The organism is Neorhizobium phenanthreniclasticum, assembly GCF_040066075.1.
Taxonomy (GTDB): Bacteria; Pseudomonadota; Alphaproteobacteria; order Rhizobiales; family Rhizobiaceae; genus Neorhizobium; species Neorhizobium petrolearium.
In genome coordinates, this window is sequence record NZ_JBEAAL010000049.1 from 13077 (window position 1) to 31507 (window position 18431).

Genomic DNA, 18431 nt, shown 5'->3' on the forward strand with positions numbered 1-18431 from the left:
GTAATGGCAAGAAAGAATATTTTCGACCGGGTGATGCAGGATATCTCGACAGAGGATGCCACCGCTGAGGTCTCCCCTGCCCCGCGCCGCTTCGGGGCCTCGAAATCCATTTCGAGCTCAATCGACGAGCTCGCGCGGCAGGCGGCGAAAGTGGCGGACGGCGAGGCCATTGTTGAACTCGACCCGGAGCTTCTCGACCGATCGTTCATCTCAGACCGCATGACCGATGAGGAGGATGATGATTATCGCGAACTCTTCGAAGCCATAAAGGCACAGGGTCAAGATACTCCAGTTCGGGTTCGACCAAACCCGAAGTCACCAGACCGCTATATGATCGTCTACGGGCATCGACGTGTTCGCGTCGCAAGGGAACTTGGCCGGAAAGTCCGCGCAATCGTCAAGGAGATTGACGACGAAAGCCACGTCATAAGCCAAGGCCAGGAAAATTCGGCGCGAGCGAACTTGAGTTTCATCGAGCGTGTCTCATTTGCGGATCGCCTGGAGAATCTTGGCTATCGTCGCGAGACGATCCAGGCGGCTTTGTCGCTGGACTATCAGACTCTGTCGAAAATGCTGACCATTCCCAAAGCAATCCCGCCTGAGGTGATATCGGCAGTTGGGCCTGCCAAGGGCGTTGGCCGCGACCGGTGGCTTCAGATGCGCAAGCTCGTCGAAATTCCAAAGAACAAGGCAGCGGCTGAGTCCTTTGTAAAGGAAGAAGAGTTCGCGACCGCGCCTTTGGAACAGAAATTCGACCTGCTTTTCGATCACCTTACCAAGGGGGCGAGGAAGCCCGTAAAAAAGGCTTCCAATGTCCAGCCGCGCAGGCTGTGGACGACCGAAGACAAATCAGTGACGGTCGCACAGAAAGCGACAGGCAAGTCTACGACTTTGGTTTTGTCAGCGCCGAAAGGGCCAGCGTTTGGTGCATGGATTACCGCTAATCTGGAGAGCCTCTACGAGGCGTTCCGATCATCAGAAATGAAACAAGGAGACTAGCGCGCAAAAGAAAAAGGCCCCCAAACGTCGCCGTCGTGGAAGCCTCTCTCGTTATCTGTGACAAGATCGAGAATCGCATTTCCCCGACTCACAGTCAAGAGTCCTTGAGCGTCATTTTGGCGAGCTGACTTCTTTTGCCTTAGCGAAGGTGAAGGAAAATGGAGAGTGGAAGTGTGACGACGCCCTTTGGGCGGCGGCCGATGACGCTTGGCATGTTTGCAAGTCAGGTCGCGTCGTGTGAGATCGAACCGGAAAAGTCGGTCGATAAATGGAAGCTCTATCGGGCGCTTTGTGAGGCCAGGCCTCTGCTCGGGGTTTCGGACAGAGCGCTCGCCGTGCTGAATGCGCTGTTGAGTTGCTATCCCCCCAGGGAGTTGGCTGAAGAGCGCGGACTCATCGTCTTTCCTTCGAACGCCGAGTTGTCGTTGCGCACGCACGGCATGGCGGAACAGACGATCCGGCGACACTTGACCGCTCTCATCGAAGCAGGCTTGATCATCCGGAAGGACAGCCCGAACGGCAAGCGCTATGCGCACAAGGATAGGGCCGGCGAGATCAATGAAGCTTTCGGCTTCTCCCTGGCACCTCTCTTGGCCCGATCGGAAGAGATCCAGCGGCTGGCGGCGGACGTGGTGGCTGAACGGCTGCTTTTGCTGCGGCTGAAGGAGCGGCTAACACTCTGCCGGCGTGATATAACAAAGCTGGTCGAGGCAGCGCTTGACGAAGGTGTGTCCGGTGACTGGGTGGCGATAAGCGAGGATCTTCGTAGCCTTGTGCAGCGTCTTCCGCGGCTTCCGACAGTAGATCAACTCCGCAGCTGCCTGGATGAGATGGAGTTTCTCCGCGAAAACGTGGTTAACAAACTGGAAAATCAGGTAAAAGCACAAAATCAAAGCGGCAATGCCTATCAAAATGAGCGGCATATACAGAATTCAAAACCCGACTCTAACTCTGAATCTGAACCAAGCTTCGAAACGAAGCAAGGCGCGAAATCCGAGGTCCACATCGACGACCAAGCCGAACCGCAAGGCCCGATAACCCGACGAAAACAATCGAGGACCGAGAGGGGAGGGACGGAAGAGCGCGGCAGCCTGAAATCGTTCCCGCTCGGCCTGGTGCTGCAAGCCTGCCCGCAAATTTCAGATTACCTGCCGGGGGGAGGGGCGATCAACAACTGGCGCGATCTGCAATCGGCCGCGGTTGTCGTTCGTTCGATGCTGGGGGTCAGTCCGTCGGCCTACGAGGAGGCCTGCGCGACTATGGGACCGGAAAATGCCGCGACGGTACTGGCCTGCATTCTCGAACGGGGAGGGCACATCAACTCGGCGGGTGGATATCTACGCGATCTCACACGGCGGGCCGAACGGGGGGAATTCGCGCTCGGCCCGATGCTGATGGCACTGCTGCGCGCTAACGGAGCGGTGGCCCGGCGTGTCAGCTGACGGTCCGGCCCATTGCGCTCGTGCCACCGAGAAGAGTCGCTCGAATCCTGTCGGTCTTGTTCGGAGGCGGAGGTGGTGCAGTTTCGGCATCGGCCGGGTGATCCTGGACGTCCCTCCGCTTCAGGCTGAGAAAGCGTTTTTGGGCGACCAGTCTGTCGGCGGCGGAGAGCGGCTCCACCGGGTTGCCGTCGATATCGTGTCGCATGGAATCGGGTTGGGCGCTCGCGAAATAATACCGTCTGGTGTGGACGAACGCACCGACGGCGCGGCGCAGCCGGGTGACACCCACGTCGGGTTTCAGAAGCGGACGTATCTCATCGAAGAGCCCGATGGCAAACGGCCGGATCGGATCGCCTGGCGCTGCCGGAAGAATACCGATCGGGCGGGTGAGGAGCGAGTTGATCACCTCCGCCTTCCGTATATCCGCGTCGGTTGCCGCAATCGGTCCGCAGCTGATCGTCCAGGGCTTATCCATTCCCTCTCCCACTTTTGCTGGAGCCTCTTTAAACTCCTATTGTGAACCGAATTTGTCCCCGCCCGGCCTCCGGTACCGGCGCCCCGGTCGTCTTCTGCCGCTCGGCGCTCAAGTCTGAGCGATGCGACGGGGACGTTAGGGACCCTATATGATAGCCGGGGAGGGAGATTTCCATGCGTCGATGCACGTTTGCAGCAGATCGGCCTGTGCTCTTTCCAAGGCAATGAAAGCCGTCGGCGTGCCGCAATATGAGCGTCGCCTGTGGAGGGCAAAGCCCAGTCGCGTCAGAGCGTGTAAGATGCCGTTCTCAGCGACGGTTCCTACGAAACATAGCAATCAGCCGATCCGCAGTCTCAAGATGGCAGTCCTCCAATCCGTTGATGAGGAGGACTTGGCCGAGAAAAAAGGTCAACTGCAGAGTGAAGATCGCAACGGCAATCGCAAGCCCGATGGTCGGCCAAGAAGCGGGAAACGCACCCCAGAAGATCGCGACCACAAGCCAGGAAAGGAGAATTTGTCCAATCAATGCCCCAGCTTCCACATATCGCCGGAGCATGAACGGGTCCGATTTCCGCTTCCATGGAAGCGTCATTTGTCGCCCTTCGATGCTTTGCCGCTCCCTGCGACCCGCGGCCTCCGCGGCGCGCTGTCTTTGACGCGCTTCGAACCGTTTCCTGAGATCAACTTTTGCTGATTTGTAGGCCATTCTCGATCCGCCATGCTCAATCTGACCGTTACGATTCGTAAGGTACAACGACGGGACTCCGCAAGGCAGCGGCGAATAATTACCCGTCGTCTTCGCTGTCGCTGATGTCCGAAGGATCGTCAGTGCCGCTAACAGGGAGGTCGTACCTCGGATTTTGCAGTCAATCAAATCAGCCGCGCCGCACGACCGCTGCGCCGGGTGGCGCTGTTGTAGTAGCTCGATGCCTGCTGGATGGAGCGATGACGGGATTGGTCCATCGCTTCGAGCAACGGAATGTCACGCAAGGCGGCTTCGGTGAGATAGCCGGATCTGAGGCCATGCGCCGAAAATTCGCGAGGCTCCAGCCCCGCCATTTTCGCCCGCCGCTTCACGATGTCGTTGACCGCCTTCGGATCCAACGCCCGCCGGCTGGCTGTGCCCCACCGGTCGATCGCCCGAAACACACTCCCCTTGGAGATCCGGGCGGCCGCCAGCCATTCGTTGAGGGCCTCGACCGGCTGCCCGGTCAGATAGACGACCTCCTCGCGGTCGCCATCGCTGGTCTTTGTCCGTCCGAGTTGGATCGACACCGCGGGAAGCTTCGTTCCATCCTGCAATTCCACCGGCTCCTCGACGGTAATCTGGTCGCGGCGTAATCCGGCAACCTCGCTTCGCCGCCGACCACCGGAGCCGAAGGCGACCATCAGCAGAGCACGGTCGCGCAGATCGCGCAGGCCATCGCCCTGGCAGGTGGCAAGGATGCGGTCGAGCACGTCGGCGGTCACGGCCTTGGCGCTCTTGCGTTTGCGCGGCCGTGCGGCGGCTCTTACCGCAAGCCGGATTGCCGACTTGAGGGGAGGGGCGGTGAAAGCGCCTTCGAGGCCTCGCCATTTGGTGATCGTCGACCAGCTCGCCAGCCGCCGGCGCACGGTGGACGGTGCGTGGGGTCCGCTTGATCGCAAGAAGCCCTGATCGCGAAGGCTCTGCTCGACGGCTGCCGGCATGCCATGGTCTGGCTCGACCTCACGTTGTTCGAGTCGCCAGAGGTGGTGGGCGACGAACTTCAGGAGAAGTGCTTCGGGGGCCGGCCAGGGGAGGGGGCTTCCGGTGGCGGCCAGCCCCCAGGCCTCCAGATAGGCGAGGTCCGAGGTCAGTGCCCGCAGCGTATTGTCGCCCATGCCCTCGTTGACGAGATGGCGAAGCGTTCCGATATCCTGATCGGTGAGCAGCTCGGCAAGTTCATCGCGGCGATCGGCCGGCAGGACAGCGGCGATGGTGTCGAGTTCCCCGGCACGGCGGTCGACGGCGGATGCGCGTCCGGCCTTCATCGCGACGTCTCACTCTGCGGCCGCCAGCGGGCGATGATCTTTTCGATCTCGCCGCGGTAATCATAGGGGTAGACGACATCCTCTTCGCGGGCGAGAAAGGTGAAGATCGTCGCCATGTCCTCGCCGATGTGAGGATCGACATTGGCGAGATCGGTCAGATCGAAGCCGCCATGCTCCTCGGCGTTCCACCAGGCGAGCAGGAAGTTGGCGACGCGCCGGCCCTGTCCGGTATCCTCATGGGCGACATTCAGCAGTTTTTCGAGGGCAAATCTCACTCGGTCTTCCATAACAATCCTCTCCCCGATCGTGTCGGGTTGCTGAGCGTGGCAATTCACAGCCCTCATTTGGGCAGGCCGTGCTCGTCATAGAGATCATCGTGGCTGGAGGTCGCATCGGAGGGGACCCCGGCCCTCGGCAGCCAGCCTCAGGAACGCGTCCATCGTCCCGTTTTCCCTGGCGATCGATGTCAGCGCCGCGATCGGCCGCCCCTTGCGGCAGATCAGGATCTCATCCTGCCGCACAGAGAGTTCAATCAATTCCTCGAGCCGCTCCGCGGCCTCGGTAGTTTCAACCAGGATCTTCATCTTCAGCGCATTTCACCAGACACGTTCATGGAGCACCGCGTCGAAGACCACATCCGTCGAGACAAAAGTGCAATGCTCCAGCCGGGCCTGGGCAGCGAGAATCCGGTCCCAGGGATCGCGGTGATCCCAGTCGAAGGAGGCCGCCAGCTCGGCATGAAGATCGCTGATGGCAAGCGCCTGCAGCCCGCTGGCCGTCACCGCGGCGCGCAATTCCTGCGGCTTCAAATCAAGTTTCTTCAGGCGCATCTTGTTGTCCAGCTCATAGAAGGACACGGCGCTGACCAGGATAATGTTGGCCTTGTCCTCGATCAGCATTCGGGCTTTTGACGAAAGCCGGTCGCTGCCGATCGTCCACCAGTAGACGGCGTGGCTGTCGAGAAGAACCTTCATGCCTTGGACTCGCGGCCGGCCGGTCCGCCCTTCCAGACGCCGGTATCGTCGTTGAAGTCGCCGGCGTCGATCGCCGCCTGCTCGACATCCTGATCATCGAACAGATCGTCGGGCAGGCCGCGCCGGCGCAACAGGCCGAAGGGACGTTTACCGGCAGGGTCGGCCGGGCCGATGCGGGCGTAAACATCGTTGCCGCGCATGATGACGATTTCTTCGCCCTGGTGGGCGCGTTCGAGGACCTCAGCGAAGTTCCTGCGCGCCTCGCTGATCTTGTAGCTGGTTTGCGGCATGATTGCCTCCGCCTGTTGCCGATCCGGCGAGACTAGCAGGTTTGTCAGGCGCGTACAATCCATATGTACACGTCACTTCCGATAAGGGGTACTTATCGATGGTTAGGACCTCGACCCATGAAACTATGCAGTGACGGACACAAATCCTTCACTAGTGTCCGTGTAGCAAATCATTTACCATGATTTCAATGTCTTACGATTTGGCCAAATTGCCCATCCAGAGCCTGCTGAGACCGATTTCAGACGCAGGCTCAGCTTTGTCCCGTCTGGACGAGCGCATTGCCCGTTCACCGGTCGGTGAGGGTTTTGTCGAACGCTCGCATTTCACCGACGCCTGCGCTTCGCTGTGGATCGACGGAGAACTCGTCCATCTCGAGGACCTCGTCCTGCACGACGCGACGAAGGATATCCGCACGCCGACCCATGAGCTGACAATCGCCCGCGACGTCCTGAAAACCCGCCGGCGCATCGCCGCGCAGACACCCGGCTGGGCGCTGTCGCCGGACGGTCTTCGCAGCCTCCGCGGCCAGACTACGTCTGGGGCGGCCGCTGACGAGCTTCCTCCCGGAAGTCCTGTTGAGGTGGATGGTCGAGAGCCGGACATGGCGTCGGCCGGAGAAGGGGAGGGGGAGGACGGCGATGGTAGCGGTATTCTACTCGACGCCGAGTTCGCTGCCATCGATGCGGTGCTCGCCCGCTCGGACGCTGCTATCGAACAAGCAAAACGGACCGGCCGCGTCGGCGGCCGCGAAAAGGATCCGATGGTCTACGATCTCGACTGGGATGAGGACGAGCGGCTCGACGAGTGGCGCGGCGTGCTGCGGCAGATGCAAGACCTGCCGGCGGCGTTGCAGGCGGTAGTCGCCCTCGATGCATGGAATGAATTATCGGTACTGCAGCATGCGGCCTGGCTCGGTCGGCTTCTCGCAGGATCGATCCTGCGTCAGGCTGGGCTGACGACTGCGACGCATCTGGCCGCCTTCAATTTTGGCCTCAAAACTGTGCCCGTCGATCGACGCCGGCATCGCGATCGCGAAACCAGGCTGCTGGCCATGCTCGCCGGTATCAGCGCCGCGGCGGAGCTCGGCCTGAAGGAACATGATCGCCTGGCGCTGGCGCGAAAAATGATGGAGCGAAAACTGGTCGGGAAGCGCACCTCGTCAAAACTCCCAGGGTTGATCGAGTTGGTTATCTCGCGGCCGCTCGTCTCCGCCGGTATGATCGCGAAGGAGCTTGCCGTCACGCCGCGGGCGGCGCTGCGGATTGTGGATGAATTGGGATTGCGAGAGATGACGGGGAGGGGGAGGTTTCGCGCATGGGGTGTCATTTAGACGTATCTTCACGGCAAGCCGCTCAGGCCAGCGTAGATTGACAGCGCTACGCGATAATCGATCAAGTGTTTTCCGTGTGGGTATGCGGTCACGAATTGCTTGATCTCCAATGGGGAGAATGAAAACTCCGAGGGAAGCTTTAGTTTTCGCTTAGCGGCTGCATCCGCAGAGTTGCATTGCTCACAGATGACGGTCGGTTCGAATCTCGGCGTGAACAAGCTAGGCGTCCCGCTCCAGAGGTATTTGTCGCCAGAATGATCATGATGCGAGTGATACCCACCTGCCCAACCGGGGCTCCGTGCCGCGGGGTTTTTCGGGAAAAGCGTGGTCCATCTAAGAACTTGGCACTTTGTGCGTAAACATCCTGGGCAAAGCCAGTGTTCAGGTAGGCTCCTATAGATATTCTTACAATGAGCTCCATCGAAAGCGAGATACTCGTCCAATGTCGGCCGTCGCACAACCCGATTGTGATCAAGGACCTTCTCTCTCGATTGATTTCGAATTCCGTGACCCTCGCACGCCTGGCAACGTCCCGCGCGGAAATAGCGGATGTCACCAGTCGCACATACACATGGACGAGGGGCGTTCGAAGGCATTGTTCCATCCATCCATTTCGGCTTCCGACTTGAACGCCAGTTCGGACTGCCATCGAAATCGCTAGTCAAAGGGCTACAAAGTTTGAGTGTCCAGCGGTGAAAAAAGGCGTTTACCTCGGCAATTCGCCCGCTAAAATACCTTCGAACTGGCGAGCCTCCGGAACGCCTGCTCGCACCAAGAGAGCAAGAAGGTTGTCGACCTCGTCTCGCACGGGTTGATCAGAGGCGAGAGCGTTGGGACTTGAGGTCAGGATCTCGCCGAGCCACGCGCAAATGCGTTGCCCCAACTTCCGTTCAATCCAAAGGTCAACATTATCGGGATAAGCGGTTAGCCATGCTCGGCTACCAGCTACGAGAAGTGGAAGCAAGCTCGCTTCTGGCATGGCTTCGAGCGTGTTCATCGTGAAAATCGCGGTGAAGAAGCTTGGGCTCCTGGCGAGAAAATCCTGAAGCTGAGGGATGATACGATTGAAGCGTGCCAGATCCTCATGTCTCAGATAGGTGGATGTTTGAGTCAGAACATAGTCGTTGAACAGCAATGTTGCGAGAGCAGGCCCGAGATGGACTTCGACCGTGCCCGATGCCCGTCCAACGTGACGGTCCCACCCCCTTGTCCCGATAAGCCTTTCTGTGAGCTGTCGACGAATTTCTGGCGCAACGTCGTCAAGCTCTCCACTTCGGAAGTAGACGAGATCTACAGCTCGCAGAAACACCTGCATGACATCGAAAAACGGCTCATCGGGAAGACTGATGATGTCGTTGAGTGAGAAAGCTCCGACTTCGGAGATTGAGAGCCCGCCGAGTGATTTCGCCAGTAGCGGGTAATACTGCGCATTCCATTCATAGGCGGTGCGGGATAGCTCTTCGTCTGTATCCAGACCCTTTCCGTTCAGCGACGCTGAAAAATCCTTATAAGCTGACAAAAGATCTCGAACCCACACTATGTTGGAGACGTCCGTAACAATCTGTAGGGTGCTCATCCAAAGCGCGGCAGCCTGGTCATCGATAAAGGTGCTCGCACGGATAAATTTTCTCTGTTTGGGCGCGGATGTTGGCGCCTTTCCGAGGGTCAGACGCCGCCGGTTCCTGCGATTGCCGCGAGCTTCGTCTTCCGTCGAAAATTCCGGCCACTGCGGTTCGGTTTCATTCTCGCCTTTGAGCCAGGCAATCTCCGCGTTCACGACAGCCGCCTGTCGTGTGGCATAGTCCGCGCGCTGCTTTTCACTCTCGTCCGGATCATCCCAAAGTTTTATGGGCTTGATACATGCGTTCAATGCACATCGGAGGATTGCCCTTGGTAGTCGCTCGTCATGGACATTGAGCTTTCCAATGACAGTCGCTAAGCCATGGGCTCCTGCGGGACTCTCTCTGGCTGCGATATCAAGGAGCAGCCGAACGCGCGCGGTTGTCGGATCGCGCAGATAAAGCTCGGCCAGTCCCGCGAACGCAGTCGCAACTGGGTTGAACCGTAGACCCCCACGGACGCGATGCGCCGCGTCGTCCTTGGCGCCAAGTGCCTTGGTCAGGAGCTCCTCGGCCCAAGCACCATGCTTCTGTCGCAGTTCGTCCGATCCGTCCCGAAGAAGGATTAACGCTGCTGCGCGGATCGCCTCCTGATTGACGAACGCCTCATCATCACTGTCGTCGTCGCATGCGGTTTCCCCGGTAATCGTTGATTGTTTTCGAGCCCATTCAACGCCCCTCGACGGCAGATCGATGGGTGTCCCGGAGGAATTATCCATGGCCATTGTCAAAAGCGCACTCAGGTTTGCGTGCTCGATCCGAGATGCCTCTCCCTCGTTCATCCTGGCAATGTGTGTTGCCTCGATTTCAGGCGATATGTACTGGCGGCCACGTGTGACCGAGCCACCTTCCGCTTGTAACTCCTGTTCAATCCAGTTGGCAGGTTCCAACAAATTCAGGGCGTGTTGGACCATGAATTCTGGGTCCGCAAAGTTTGCAGTTGGTTCCGGGGCGCCAAGCCGTTGGGCCGCCAACTGGAGATTCCCAACAAGATTGAGCCTAAGGCTCTCCGGCCCGTTGATTGTGTAGTCGTGATAGAGGCTCTCTAGCGGCAGGCGACGCGAGGGGCGCGACTTCAATGCCGCTTCCGCCGCAAGGCTTGCCGGGTCACTTCGCATGGCTCGCAGACCGAACAGATCGCGCGTGTCGAAACTATCCCGGGCTACGCGGTTACGATCCCAGCTGACCAGCTCGGGACTGGCGAGGAAAGAAGTCGCGATCTCTTTCGACTTTGGCCAATGGGAAATGATCAGATCGACTGCAATCAAAAGGAAGGCAGCGGGAGATCCAACCGGCCCCAGCACTGTCTTTAGGATGTCTTCGAAATCATCGCCGACATCAATGCGCTCATGCGCCCACATTTCGAGCGCCATGAGTGAGGAGCCCATGGCATAATATCCGCTGTCGCCACGAGACCACCGATATGTGTTGCGCCATGGAAAAAAACGTTCCTCACCGTCCAAAATCAAAACAAAGCCATCGGTGCCAGGATCCCGACCACCGGATCCGAAGGCGATCGCATGATTGACCAGTCTTTTGACGAGGCCAAGGCCGTCGGGCGTCGAATGCCTCAGAAGTTCCAGGAAAGGTCCCCTCGTCGGCCCATCTGGGAGGAACTGGCTATCAAGATATGTGAATGGCCCGAGGCGCTGCGACGACCGTTCGAACGGATCCTCTGGCTCTACTGCGATCAGGCTACCCGCCATAAGCTCGGCAAGTTGCTTTGGCGCTGCCTGGGCGAGCGACCCACTAAATTTGAGCAATCCTGCTATGATACCCCGATCGTATTTGTATTTGCGGATGCGTTCGAGGTAGTCGATTGCAAGATCCGGACTTTTCGATGCGAACAGCAATAACCCGGTCCGTAGCTTCTCTGCGACGGGCTGGCCGTCAAAGAAGCCAAATGACCCTGTGTAGCTCATTTGACGCTCCGCCTGGCGATCATCATCTTCGATATCGACCAGCCATCTATGCAAGCACGAAAGCAAGATTGGCGTCAGGCGGTCCTGCCCGAATGTTGCAAGCATCCAGCTCGTATAGAGCTCAGCGATGTCATCGATGATTTTTGCAGGAACACTGGCTCCGAGATCGATAAGCCACAGAATCAAATGCAGCCAGGATGCCCTGTTGGGAAGAAAGAGGCCCGGCGGTATCTGTTCCGGCTTGATCCCGATCTGAAGGAAAAGAGACGAAGCTGGTTCGACGTCCACGGCCATCACCGTTCGGATCAGCTCATGCAATAGACCGGCATCGTTTTCCAGCAGCGTGCCGGCCTCTCGCCTAAGCAATTCTGTCGCTGCCTCGGAATGGACGATAGCTAGCAAGGCGGCGCGCCGCCACGAGCCATGGATGTCAGGGGTCGAGAGCCGCTCAAGGACCTTGCCCCACCCGCCGGCGAACTCGCCGCGTTCTAACGCAAACCGCGCTGCCAACTCGACCCCGCGTCCGACTACAGCAGTAGCGGGCTTTCCGAGCGATAGCTCGTCAAACGAATGCGGATCGGCTGAAAGCAGGTTGCCGATGGCCCATTCCCGCAGGACATCGTGCCGGAAAGCCACTCGATCATTGCCTAAGTCTCTCAAGGTTTCGCTTCGCACCAGGCTGTCCAGGGCGGATGCGTCCAGATTGCTGGCATCAAGAACAAACTCGCCTTTGATCGCCATGCTGGCGAGCGAACGCAGCACACGGGCGCGGAGGCGATGCCCTTCGTTCCTGGGACCATCGGCAGATCTCCACCAATGCTCGGCCATATCCAGTTCGCTTGTAGGTATGGGCAGCCCTTGCGGTTGAGCGATCTGGCGAGATAGTCGATATAGATTTCGCACGACTTTGCGGGCCGGATGGTTATCGGCCAGGAGAAAGGCGAGCCGATGTTGAGCGTCGCTAAGCTCTTCGACTTCCGAGGAATTTAACTCGTCAATGATAACAGGTGTTGCGGGATCAAGCACCTTGATAGCATCGACGTCCAGCCACGATTGCTCGTCAATTCCAAAGTTTCGACGCGCGGTCGCTATAACCGTCATACCAGGTATGCGCGACGACTCTCGTAAGAGGTCGTTGACGGTTTTTCGTTCCTGTTCACTGAATGAGTCGAGATTGTCGAGGAACAGACTTGCTCCGCCATCGGCGGCCAAGTCGGATAGAAGCTCATGCAAGCTGCCATCGAAACCTAGTTCGACCCTCATCTGCGGCCAGCCTCGCAGTGGTGTCCGGCCCGGGGCCAAGACAATAATGCGGCCTTCAATTGAATACTGCTCGGCTAACTGCCTGAGTATACCGGACTTTCCAACACCTGCTTCGCCCCGAATTTCAACGTAGCGGCCACTCTGAAGCGCTGAGTTAACGGCTTCAATCCGTTCAGTTCGGGCGAGTGTGCTATCGCCAATCCTGTAGTCGATATCGGCAAGCGCGAGGGAAGATGATTCCCAGATGGCTGCTCTGACGTTCTTTAGTCTGGCATTCGCTGCAACAGCTAGGCCATGGGGCGACAAGTCTGCCGAAAGACGCTCAAAGTCTCGATCGCCCCCATCGGCTGCAATTTCCTCCGTAATTGAGATCAGCGTCGTCCACAGGGTCGATGCCTGATCAGCCTTCTCCGCCGCCAATACACGGCTCGCCCGCTCACGAGATAATTCCTCGCTGGCAGACCCAACTGCTGTAAAATCGAAAATCAGGATCTGAAGCCTGCCTAGAACCTTCCAAAGCGTCTCATCGCCATGATCTGCTCCGGCTTCACGCAGGTGATCACGGAGCGTTCGGACGAAGGCACGCATGTCGTCATTGCCAGCTCCTGTCCTGTTTAGGCGACCGAAGAACTCCAGTGCTGATCCCATCTGGCGTGCCCAGCGAAGAACGTCCTGGTAGGCACCATGGACTTTCCGGGACGCTCTGGCGGTCGCAATCGCCAATTCATTGCGCTCATCCCAGAAAGAGGTAGCACCGATTGCGCGTGCAATCTGTTCTGCCGTTTTTTTGAACGCGGCATCTGTAGGGGCAAACGAAATTGTTCGTTTGACCTGAATTTGGAGGCTTGCCTTGGCGCCCGTTGTCCTGTCATGAGCATGGACGATGACATCATCCAGCGGGAAGCCTTCATCACCCCGCTGAAAAGCCACGCGATCGATGACCGTACCCGGCAACCCTCGCGGCTCAGCCGAGGCGAGCATGGTCAAGAGGTAATGAGCTCCCACTTGGCTTTCGAAACGAGGACCAGCTGGACCCGTGGACGCTGGATTAGAGCCGCTCAATTTGACCTCTCCGGCTAATTAGAAAACCGACTGCAGCCTGGCCGAGCGCGAAGCATCGCTATGTCCAGTCAAAGTAGAGATAGGTATTGCGGAAGAGTACGTCCACGAGAGAGTGGCCGGCTTTCGCTGTCGTCCACCGAAAATTCTTCGCAGCACGGCACCACATAAGCTGCAAAATCCCGACGGTCTTCACGCTATAACGGAGCGAGGCCAAGCCAAGTGCTCCATGTGCCGCAAACGTTTTGCAGAACGGCCCTCAACGAGCGCGTGCCGTTACCTGTCGCGACGATGATCTGTGGTTCGTTGTTCGCCCTACCTTCAAGGAGTAGCGATGAAGCTTCATGCGTCCATTCGATTACGCGCCCGTTTCTCGCCACATGACGAATATGATTGGCCGTAAGTTCTCCGTGTTTTATGGCGTCTGCTACTTCTCCCAAAATCTTTGCGTCCTCAGGGCGGGCAGATTGATCGGGTCCAACTGATCTGGCAGCTAGCTCGTTATAGATGTCGATCTTAGTCATGCCATGCAGGGCGTGGTGCTGGCGATTAACTGCGACCTCAGAGAAGTGGTGCAGAAATATGCTTGAGACCATGCTCCGACGCAAAGCGTCGTAAGCTGCGTCTCTCGCGGCCTCACCATCTGTACCGGTCCAAAGTGAAGTCGCGTAGTCCTCTGCGCCGAGAAATTCTCTAATGGAGGCCAAGACAATGCGTTCCCAGTGGTTTTCTAATACCAAGCCGCCCATGATCTGTTCCTTTTGAGCATTTACTCTTGCAATTCAGCCGATCAGGTCGATTCAGGCCTGCAGACAGTTACTTGGAATAAGCCACCGTCGGCAAATTCCTCACTTGCCGATTTTAATGCGCTCAAATCGTTCAGCCCATCGCGATCCGTAAAAACGATTACTTCCTCATAGGTCCCAAGCAGCTCGGTGACCGGACCTTCCAATGCGTTTATGTCGCCTTGGATACAACGCAAGCGCTCGACAGCCCCATCGACCGAAATCGCGGTGTGGACACGTCTATCGATTGGAAAGATTTCGGAGGCGCGTGGCGTCACCGCAATCGCGGCCAGTGCCGAAATGAACCGAGGATCACTTAGTACTGGAGCCATGGATGGCGAAACATCGACCGCGAGAGCACTTTTCGCCCTGGTTGTTCCACCGATCACGAGAGCCGCCCGCACCGGTCGTCCGATCACCTTTCGAACCGACTCTCGAAATTCCTCCCTGGCCGTCCGGTTGAGGGCAGTCAGATGCTCGATCGTAGTGCAACGCCCGGTCGCGCTGAGAGAGATGCGGTCCAAAATGTCGCCGATCGGGCCATAATTGACCAGAACGATACGCGCATCCGGATGAGCGGTCACATAGTCGGTCATGACCTCCGAAAACGACCTCTTCTCGGTCCGTTTATAATGCTTCACCTCGACCACCAGAACGCAGCGCTCTGAGCCGGGATCGCGTGCCCAAATCCCGAAGTCGGGCTGGACATTGGCGGTTCGGCCAGCGCCGACGGGGTTCGCAACAGGAGGCCGGCGCTCTGTTATCATATCGATTGGTGGTCGTGCCGACGTGACAGTTGCAAGCCGCGCTTCCCGGAACTCGAAGGCGATCCTGCCCTGGTCGTGATGTATCTCCAGATCGTGCTCGTTCGCGGCAACGGCCATTTCCGAGAATACCCAAACCGCATAGATCTCGTGGCGCTTCTGCCAAACCGGTAATGAGAGAAACCGGTCGAGGTCGTTCAAGGAGACGCTTGCATTCAGCTTGCGCGTTGGCGGGCCGTCGAGCGTGTTTCGTAGGACGCGCCCGATCCGGTTTCGATTTTCAGGCGCGATCCCATCTGTTAGTGCCAGGCCTGCAACAGCTGTCGCTAGCCAGTTGTCGGTATCGAGGAAGGCAAGATGGTTGACCGAAAACGCATCACTGCCCTTCAACGTTTGCCAATCGAATTGCGACCGCAGAATAGCTCGGTTCTGACTAAACGCCACCAACGACTCATGAACTGTTGCGACCATTGCGGCCAGTTCCCGGAAGCCTGCGTCCTGTTGTTTCGATAGCACCGACAATGGGAGCGGATTGATCTGACCCGATCGATAGTCGATGAGCCACTGATCGACGCGGCAATCCCGAGCTCGGCAGGTTCTCGCGCCGCCCTATTGGCAAGGTTTCCGAGTTGCGGATACGCTTCCCAGGCAAGCCAAACAACGCCAAAGCCTTCTTGTCCCACTGCTGGAACATCAATCTCACCGGGAACGCCGTCCCACATCCGCAGGAAATCTTCAAAGTCAGACAGCTCGAGGTGCTCATCGGTAATCCCGATTCGCCATTGGTCCCGCCCGTATTTTGCGCCGGCTGTTTTGAAAAATCGCAGGATCTCGCGGTACATTCCCGAGAAAGGCTGGAGGGCACGGAAGAACACTTTGATGAGCTGATCCGTCGTCGCTTTTGCGAGCGCGTCCGCGAGATCAGCTGCTGTTGGGTCCAGCATCTTGCAGACAGTCTCGGCGAACTCTTTGTCACGGCCATCGATGTCGAGGGCTCCGCTTTTGACCAGCTGCGACCATGCGTCGGCGGCAGATCGGTTGATGCTGCGTGTGGACTGAGACATTTGACGTTCCGAACTTCGTTCCGTGTCGTGGATTGGCATCGACCACAGTCGTGGCACAACGTACCGCTAAGGTACGCTGAACCCAACTAATAGCCCCATCCGCAATACGCCGCTAAGCGCCGAGGTTGCGTCCAGTCTAACGGTTCATGTCGCTTGAAGAACGAGGAAAAGCCTTGCGCATGGACGACGGCGGCGCCATTCGCGGGGCCGCGATCGTTGTCGCTTTAGCCTGCCATTTGCACCGCTGCAACTGGCAATCTTTTCACAACCAACCCCTCCCTAGGACAAAGTGTAAGAAAAAGTAAGTCCGCGGGCTCCGGAGCGGCATTCGGTTCCGGGCAGGCGCCGATTACGCACTCGCGCCGTCCGTAAGCGCGTTAACTTAATTCCGAAATGACGAAATTGGCTGTCAGTGCAGCGCATATCGATCAGTAGGGATTCTCAAGTGTAATCAGTGTCGCTGCTTCGAAAATAACGCTGCCGACGGTTCGTACCCCTTCAAGGCGTTGGGACCCACCCTGACATCCTTGCTAGGTCGCGAACCCGGAATCGACCAAGACCCCTGGAGTGCCGCCAATCGGGCGCCATGTGGCTACCGACCGTCTTTGTCACAGATGCGGTTGGTTCTGTTAGCTGCGCGCGAATGCCAGAAGCGGAGCGATGTCATGATTGTCCGCCGCGCGTAGTGCGGCGACGTAGCGTCCTCGCAATTCGCCAACATTGGCCAGACTGCCGCCGCCCCAGGTAAAAGGATCACCGCCAAGCCGCTCGATCAGCAGGTCGGCTGCGAGACGTGCCTGCCGTCCATTTCCGTTCGGAAACGGGTGGATGGCGACGAGGCGATGATGGAATCTGATTGCTATCTCATCCGGTGGAAAGGTCTTGTGTTCAATCCAGTAACGGATGTCGCTCAATAAGCTCGCGAGCTCCATTCCGATACGATAAGCCTGAACGCCGATGTTGCGCTCCGTCGCCCGGAACGTGCCGGCCCATTGCCAGACGTCACCGAACATTCGCTTATGTAGCGTCCGCATAAAGTCTTCGCTGAGCATCCGTTCGAGTGGCAAGCGCCGCCGGCCCCGCGCCCAAGCCGTACCTTCGACTATGTTTTCCTCTTCCGCTTCGTTGAGATCGCGGCGGTGAGTGATCCAGGTCTGGAGCAAACCCTCTCGTTCCTGCGGCTCAAGCGGCGTCGCGTCTTCAGGTTCCTGGAAAAGATCTGTCATACTTCGTTCCAGAGATCGCGCTCAGAGAGCCTGTCGCGGATGTATGCCTGGATACGAGATTCGGAATCCGCATAGTCCGTGCCCTGTGCTTCCAAACGCATCGTATGCGCGACGCGCTGAAGTTCGCGTGTTGCGATCTTGCGCGCCCGTGCCTCGACAACGGCTTCAAGCGAACTGTTTGGAACGAGGGCATAGACGAGCGTGCAATCCAGTGCCTCGGCGGCGCGGCGCAGGGTATTGAGTTGGATTGTCCCGGCAGCTTCCGACTTTTCGATTGATTCAATTGTTTGCGGCCGGACTCCAATGCGCGTGCCCAGCTGCGCACCCGTCATGCCGAGGGCATCGCGTAGCGCTCGCACCCATCCCTTGGGCGGTGCCCTAAACCGATCAATTGGTTGGAGCGCCTGAAGTCTTTCGTCAAGCCGTCCCCGTGCTCTTTTGCGAGTGTCACTTTTCATGTCTCAGCCTACAAACTGATATGTTGTATACGTTATCAGCTTAGGGACTGATCATCAAGCGTGTCATATCAGACTATAAACTGATAAAAACTCTTGTGATAGCAGTCTATAGTCTGATTTCTATCCATTGGTATCAGTCCTTAGCTTGATCCAAGATCTGGAGAAAGCCGGGTGTGGGGCGCTCCACGACTTTAGCTCCAGCGCGCAATTCGTTTTGTTCCGGCTGAACAGCCGAGGGGGTGTGGCGGAAAGAAGCAGGGCGGAGCTGCAGTTGTGGCTCAGGTGGGAGACCCGTGCCGAACACCACCTTGCTCGCCCGAAGCAAACCAATCCCGCTCTTTATTGATAGCGTCCTGGACCAGGGCCGGATCTCCTCGATCAACCCTCTGTCGGGGTCGGCTAGCAAGCTGCCGCCACTCGGCTTCCCCTTCGCGGTGATTACGACCGTCCCTGGTCCTTCGAGGAGCCATCGAGCGGGATTGGCCCGCTCTGCACGGAGGTTACTCACATGGCACAGGTGTTGAGTTTCAGCTAGATTTGCGCCACTTTTTCTTTTTGCGTTGTACCACCTAGTTGCATTTATGGTGTTGATCGAAAACATCTTCTTGCAGTGTGGGCGGTGTCGCTTGGCAGATAAACGTGAGAATGCGGCTGTTTCGGCCAGGTTTGGCATTTAAAGGTGAGAATCCGAGCGACCGGATTCTCACATTAACTGCAATCGCGTCAACACGAACGCCCTGTATTCTT

General features: G+C 57.9%; 16 protein-coding genes. 4 read left to right on the forward strand and 12 right to left on the reverse strand.

Translation table 11 applies throughout. From position 1 onward, the window contains the following. The first annotated feature begins 3 nt into the window (after positions 1–3). Positions 4–999 (forward strand): plasmid partitioning protein RepB, encoded by a 996-nt coding sequence (repB, locus tag ABK249_RS32425; protein WP_210058844.1) that lies wholly within the window; start codon positions 4–6, stop codon positions 997–999. A 158-nt stretch (positions 1000–1157) separates the two neighbouring features. Continuing rightward, the gene (gene repC / locus ABK249_RS32430) at positions 1158–2441 is read left to right on the forward strand and encodes a plasmid replication protein RepC (protein ID WP_210058846.1); all 1284 of its coding nucleotides are present in this window, start codon (positions 1158–1160) and stop codon (positions 2439–2441) included. On the opposite strand, the gene ABK249_RS32435 is transcribed toward repC, so the two are convergent. Next, positions 2434–2916, reverse strand: coding sequence for a ProQ/FINO family protein (locus ABK249_RS32435; protein ID WP_210058847.1), 483 nt, complete (start codon positions 2914–2916; stop codon positions 2434–2436). The genes repC and ABK249_RS32435 overlap by 8 nt on opposite strands. Before the next feature lie 391 nt (positions 2917–3307). Here ABK249_RS32435 and ABK249_RS32440 point away from each other — a divergent pair, with 391 nt between their 5' ends. Beyond that, on the forward strand, positions 3308–3610 hold the full coding sequence (locus ABK249_RS32440; RefSeq protein WP_210058848.1) for a hypothetical protein: 303 nt from the start codon (positions 3308–3310) through the stop codon (positions 3608–3610). A gap of 176 nt (positions 3611–3786) precedes the next feature. Here the strand turns inward: ABK249_RS32440 and ABK249_RS32445 are convergent, their stop codons facing one another. From ABK249_RS32445 to ABK249_RS32465, 5 genes are all read right to left on the reverse strand, one after another. Beyond that, positions 3787–4929, reverse strand: a complete 1143-nt coding sequence (locus tag ABK249_RS32445) for a tyrosine-type recombinase/integrase (RefSeq protein ID WP_210058849.1) — start codon at positions 4927–4929, stop codon at positions 3787–3789. Then, positions 4926–5216 (reverse strand): DUF7673 family protein, encoded by a 291-nt coding sequence (locus tag ABK249_RS32450; protein WP_210058850.1) that lies wholly within the window; start codon positions 5214–5216, stop codon positions 4926–4928. Before ABK249_RS32450 ends, ABK249_RS32445 begins: the two co-directional genes overlap by 4 nt. An 84-nt stretch (positions 5217–5300) precedes the next feature. Further along, positions 5301–5513, reverse strand: coding sequence for a type II toxin-antitoxin system prevent-host-death family antitoxin (locus ABK249_RS32455; RefSeq protein ID WP_407722205.1), 213 nt, complete (start codon positions 5511–5513; stop codon positions 5301–5303). A 12-nt stretch (positions 5514–5525) separates the two neighbouring features. After that, positions 5526–5903, reverse strand: a complete 378-nt coding sequence (locus ABK249_RS32460; protein WP_210058851.1) for a type II toxin-antitoxin system VapC family toxin — start codon at positions 5901–5903, stop codon at positions 5526–5528. After that, the gene (locus ABK249_RS32465; RefSeq protein ID WP_210058852.1) at positions 5900–6193 is read right to left on the reverse strand and encodes a type II toxin-antitoxin system Phd/YefM family antitoxin; all 294 of its coding nucleotides are present in this window, start codon (positions 6191–6193) and stop codon (positions 5900–5902) included. Before ABK249_RS32465 ends, ABK249_RS32460 begins: the two co-directional genes overlap by 4 nt. 179 nt (positions 6194–6372) lie before the next feature. Between ABK249_RS32465 and ABK249_RS32470 the strand changes: the two genes are divergently transcribed. Beyond that, positions 6373–7524, forward strand: a complete 1152-nt coding sequence (locus tag ABK249_RS32470) for an RHE_PE00001 family protein (RefSeq protein WP_210058854.1) — start codon at positions 6373–6375, stop codon at positions 7522–7524. Between the two features lie 706 nt (positions 7525–8230). Here ABK249_RS32470 and ABK249_RS32475 read toward each other — a convergent pair. The 6 genes from ABK249_RS32475 to ABK249_RS32500 all read right to left on the reverse strand — a co-directional run bounded on the left by ABK249_RS32475 (position 8231) and on the right by ABK249_RS32500 (position 17684). Continuing rightward, positions 8231–13315 (reverse strand): NACHT domain-containing protein, encoded by a 5085-nt coding sequence (locus ABK249_RS32475; RefSeq protein ID WP_227705937.1) that lies wholly within the window; start codon positions 13313–13315, stop codon positions 8231–8233. 269 nt (positions 13316–13584) lie between these two features. Next, positions 13585–14136 (reverse strand): hypothetical protein, encoded by a 552-nt coding sequence (locus ABK249_RS32480; protein ID WP_227705938.1) that lies wholly within the window; start codon positions 14134–14136, stop codon positions 13585–13587. Positions 14137–14177: 41 nt separating this feature from the next. Then, positions 14178–15407, reverse strand: a complete 1230-nt coding sequence (locus tag ABK249_RS32485) for a hypothetical protein (protein WP_348864834.1) — start codon at positions 15405–15407, stop codon at positions 14178–14180. After that, complete coding sequence (locus ABK249_RS32490; RefSeq protein WP_227705940.1) at positions 15323–16000, reverse strand: hypothetical protein; 678 nt, start codon at positions 15998–16000, stop codon at positions 15323–15325. Before ABK249_RS32490 ends, ABK249_RS32485 begins: the two co-directional genes overlap by 85 nt. A gap of 629 nt (positions 16001–16629) precedes the next feature. Further along, positions 16630–17226 carry a mobile mystery protein B gene (locus ABK249_RS32495; protein ID WP_227705941.1) on the reverse strand — a complete coding sequence of 199 codons (597 nt, stop codon included), beginning with the start codon at positions 17224–17226 and terminating at the stop codon, positions 16630–16632. Then, a complete protein-coding gene (locus ABK249_RS32500; protein WP_227705942.1) occupies positions 17223–17684 on the reverse strand; it encodes a mobile mystery protein A in 462 nt (153 codons plus the stop codon). The genes ABK249_RS32495 and ABK249_RS32500 overlap by 4 nt, the downstream gene beginning before the upstream one ends. Positions 17685–18431: the final 747 nt, after the last annotated feature.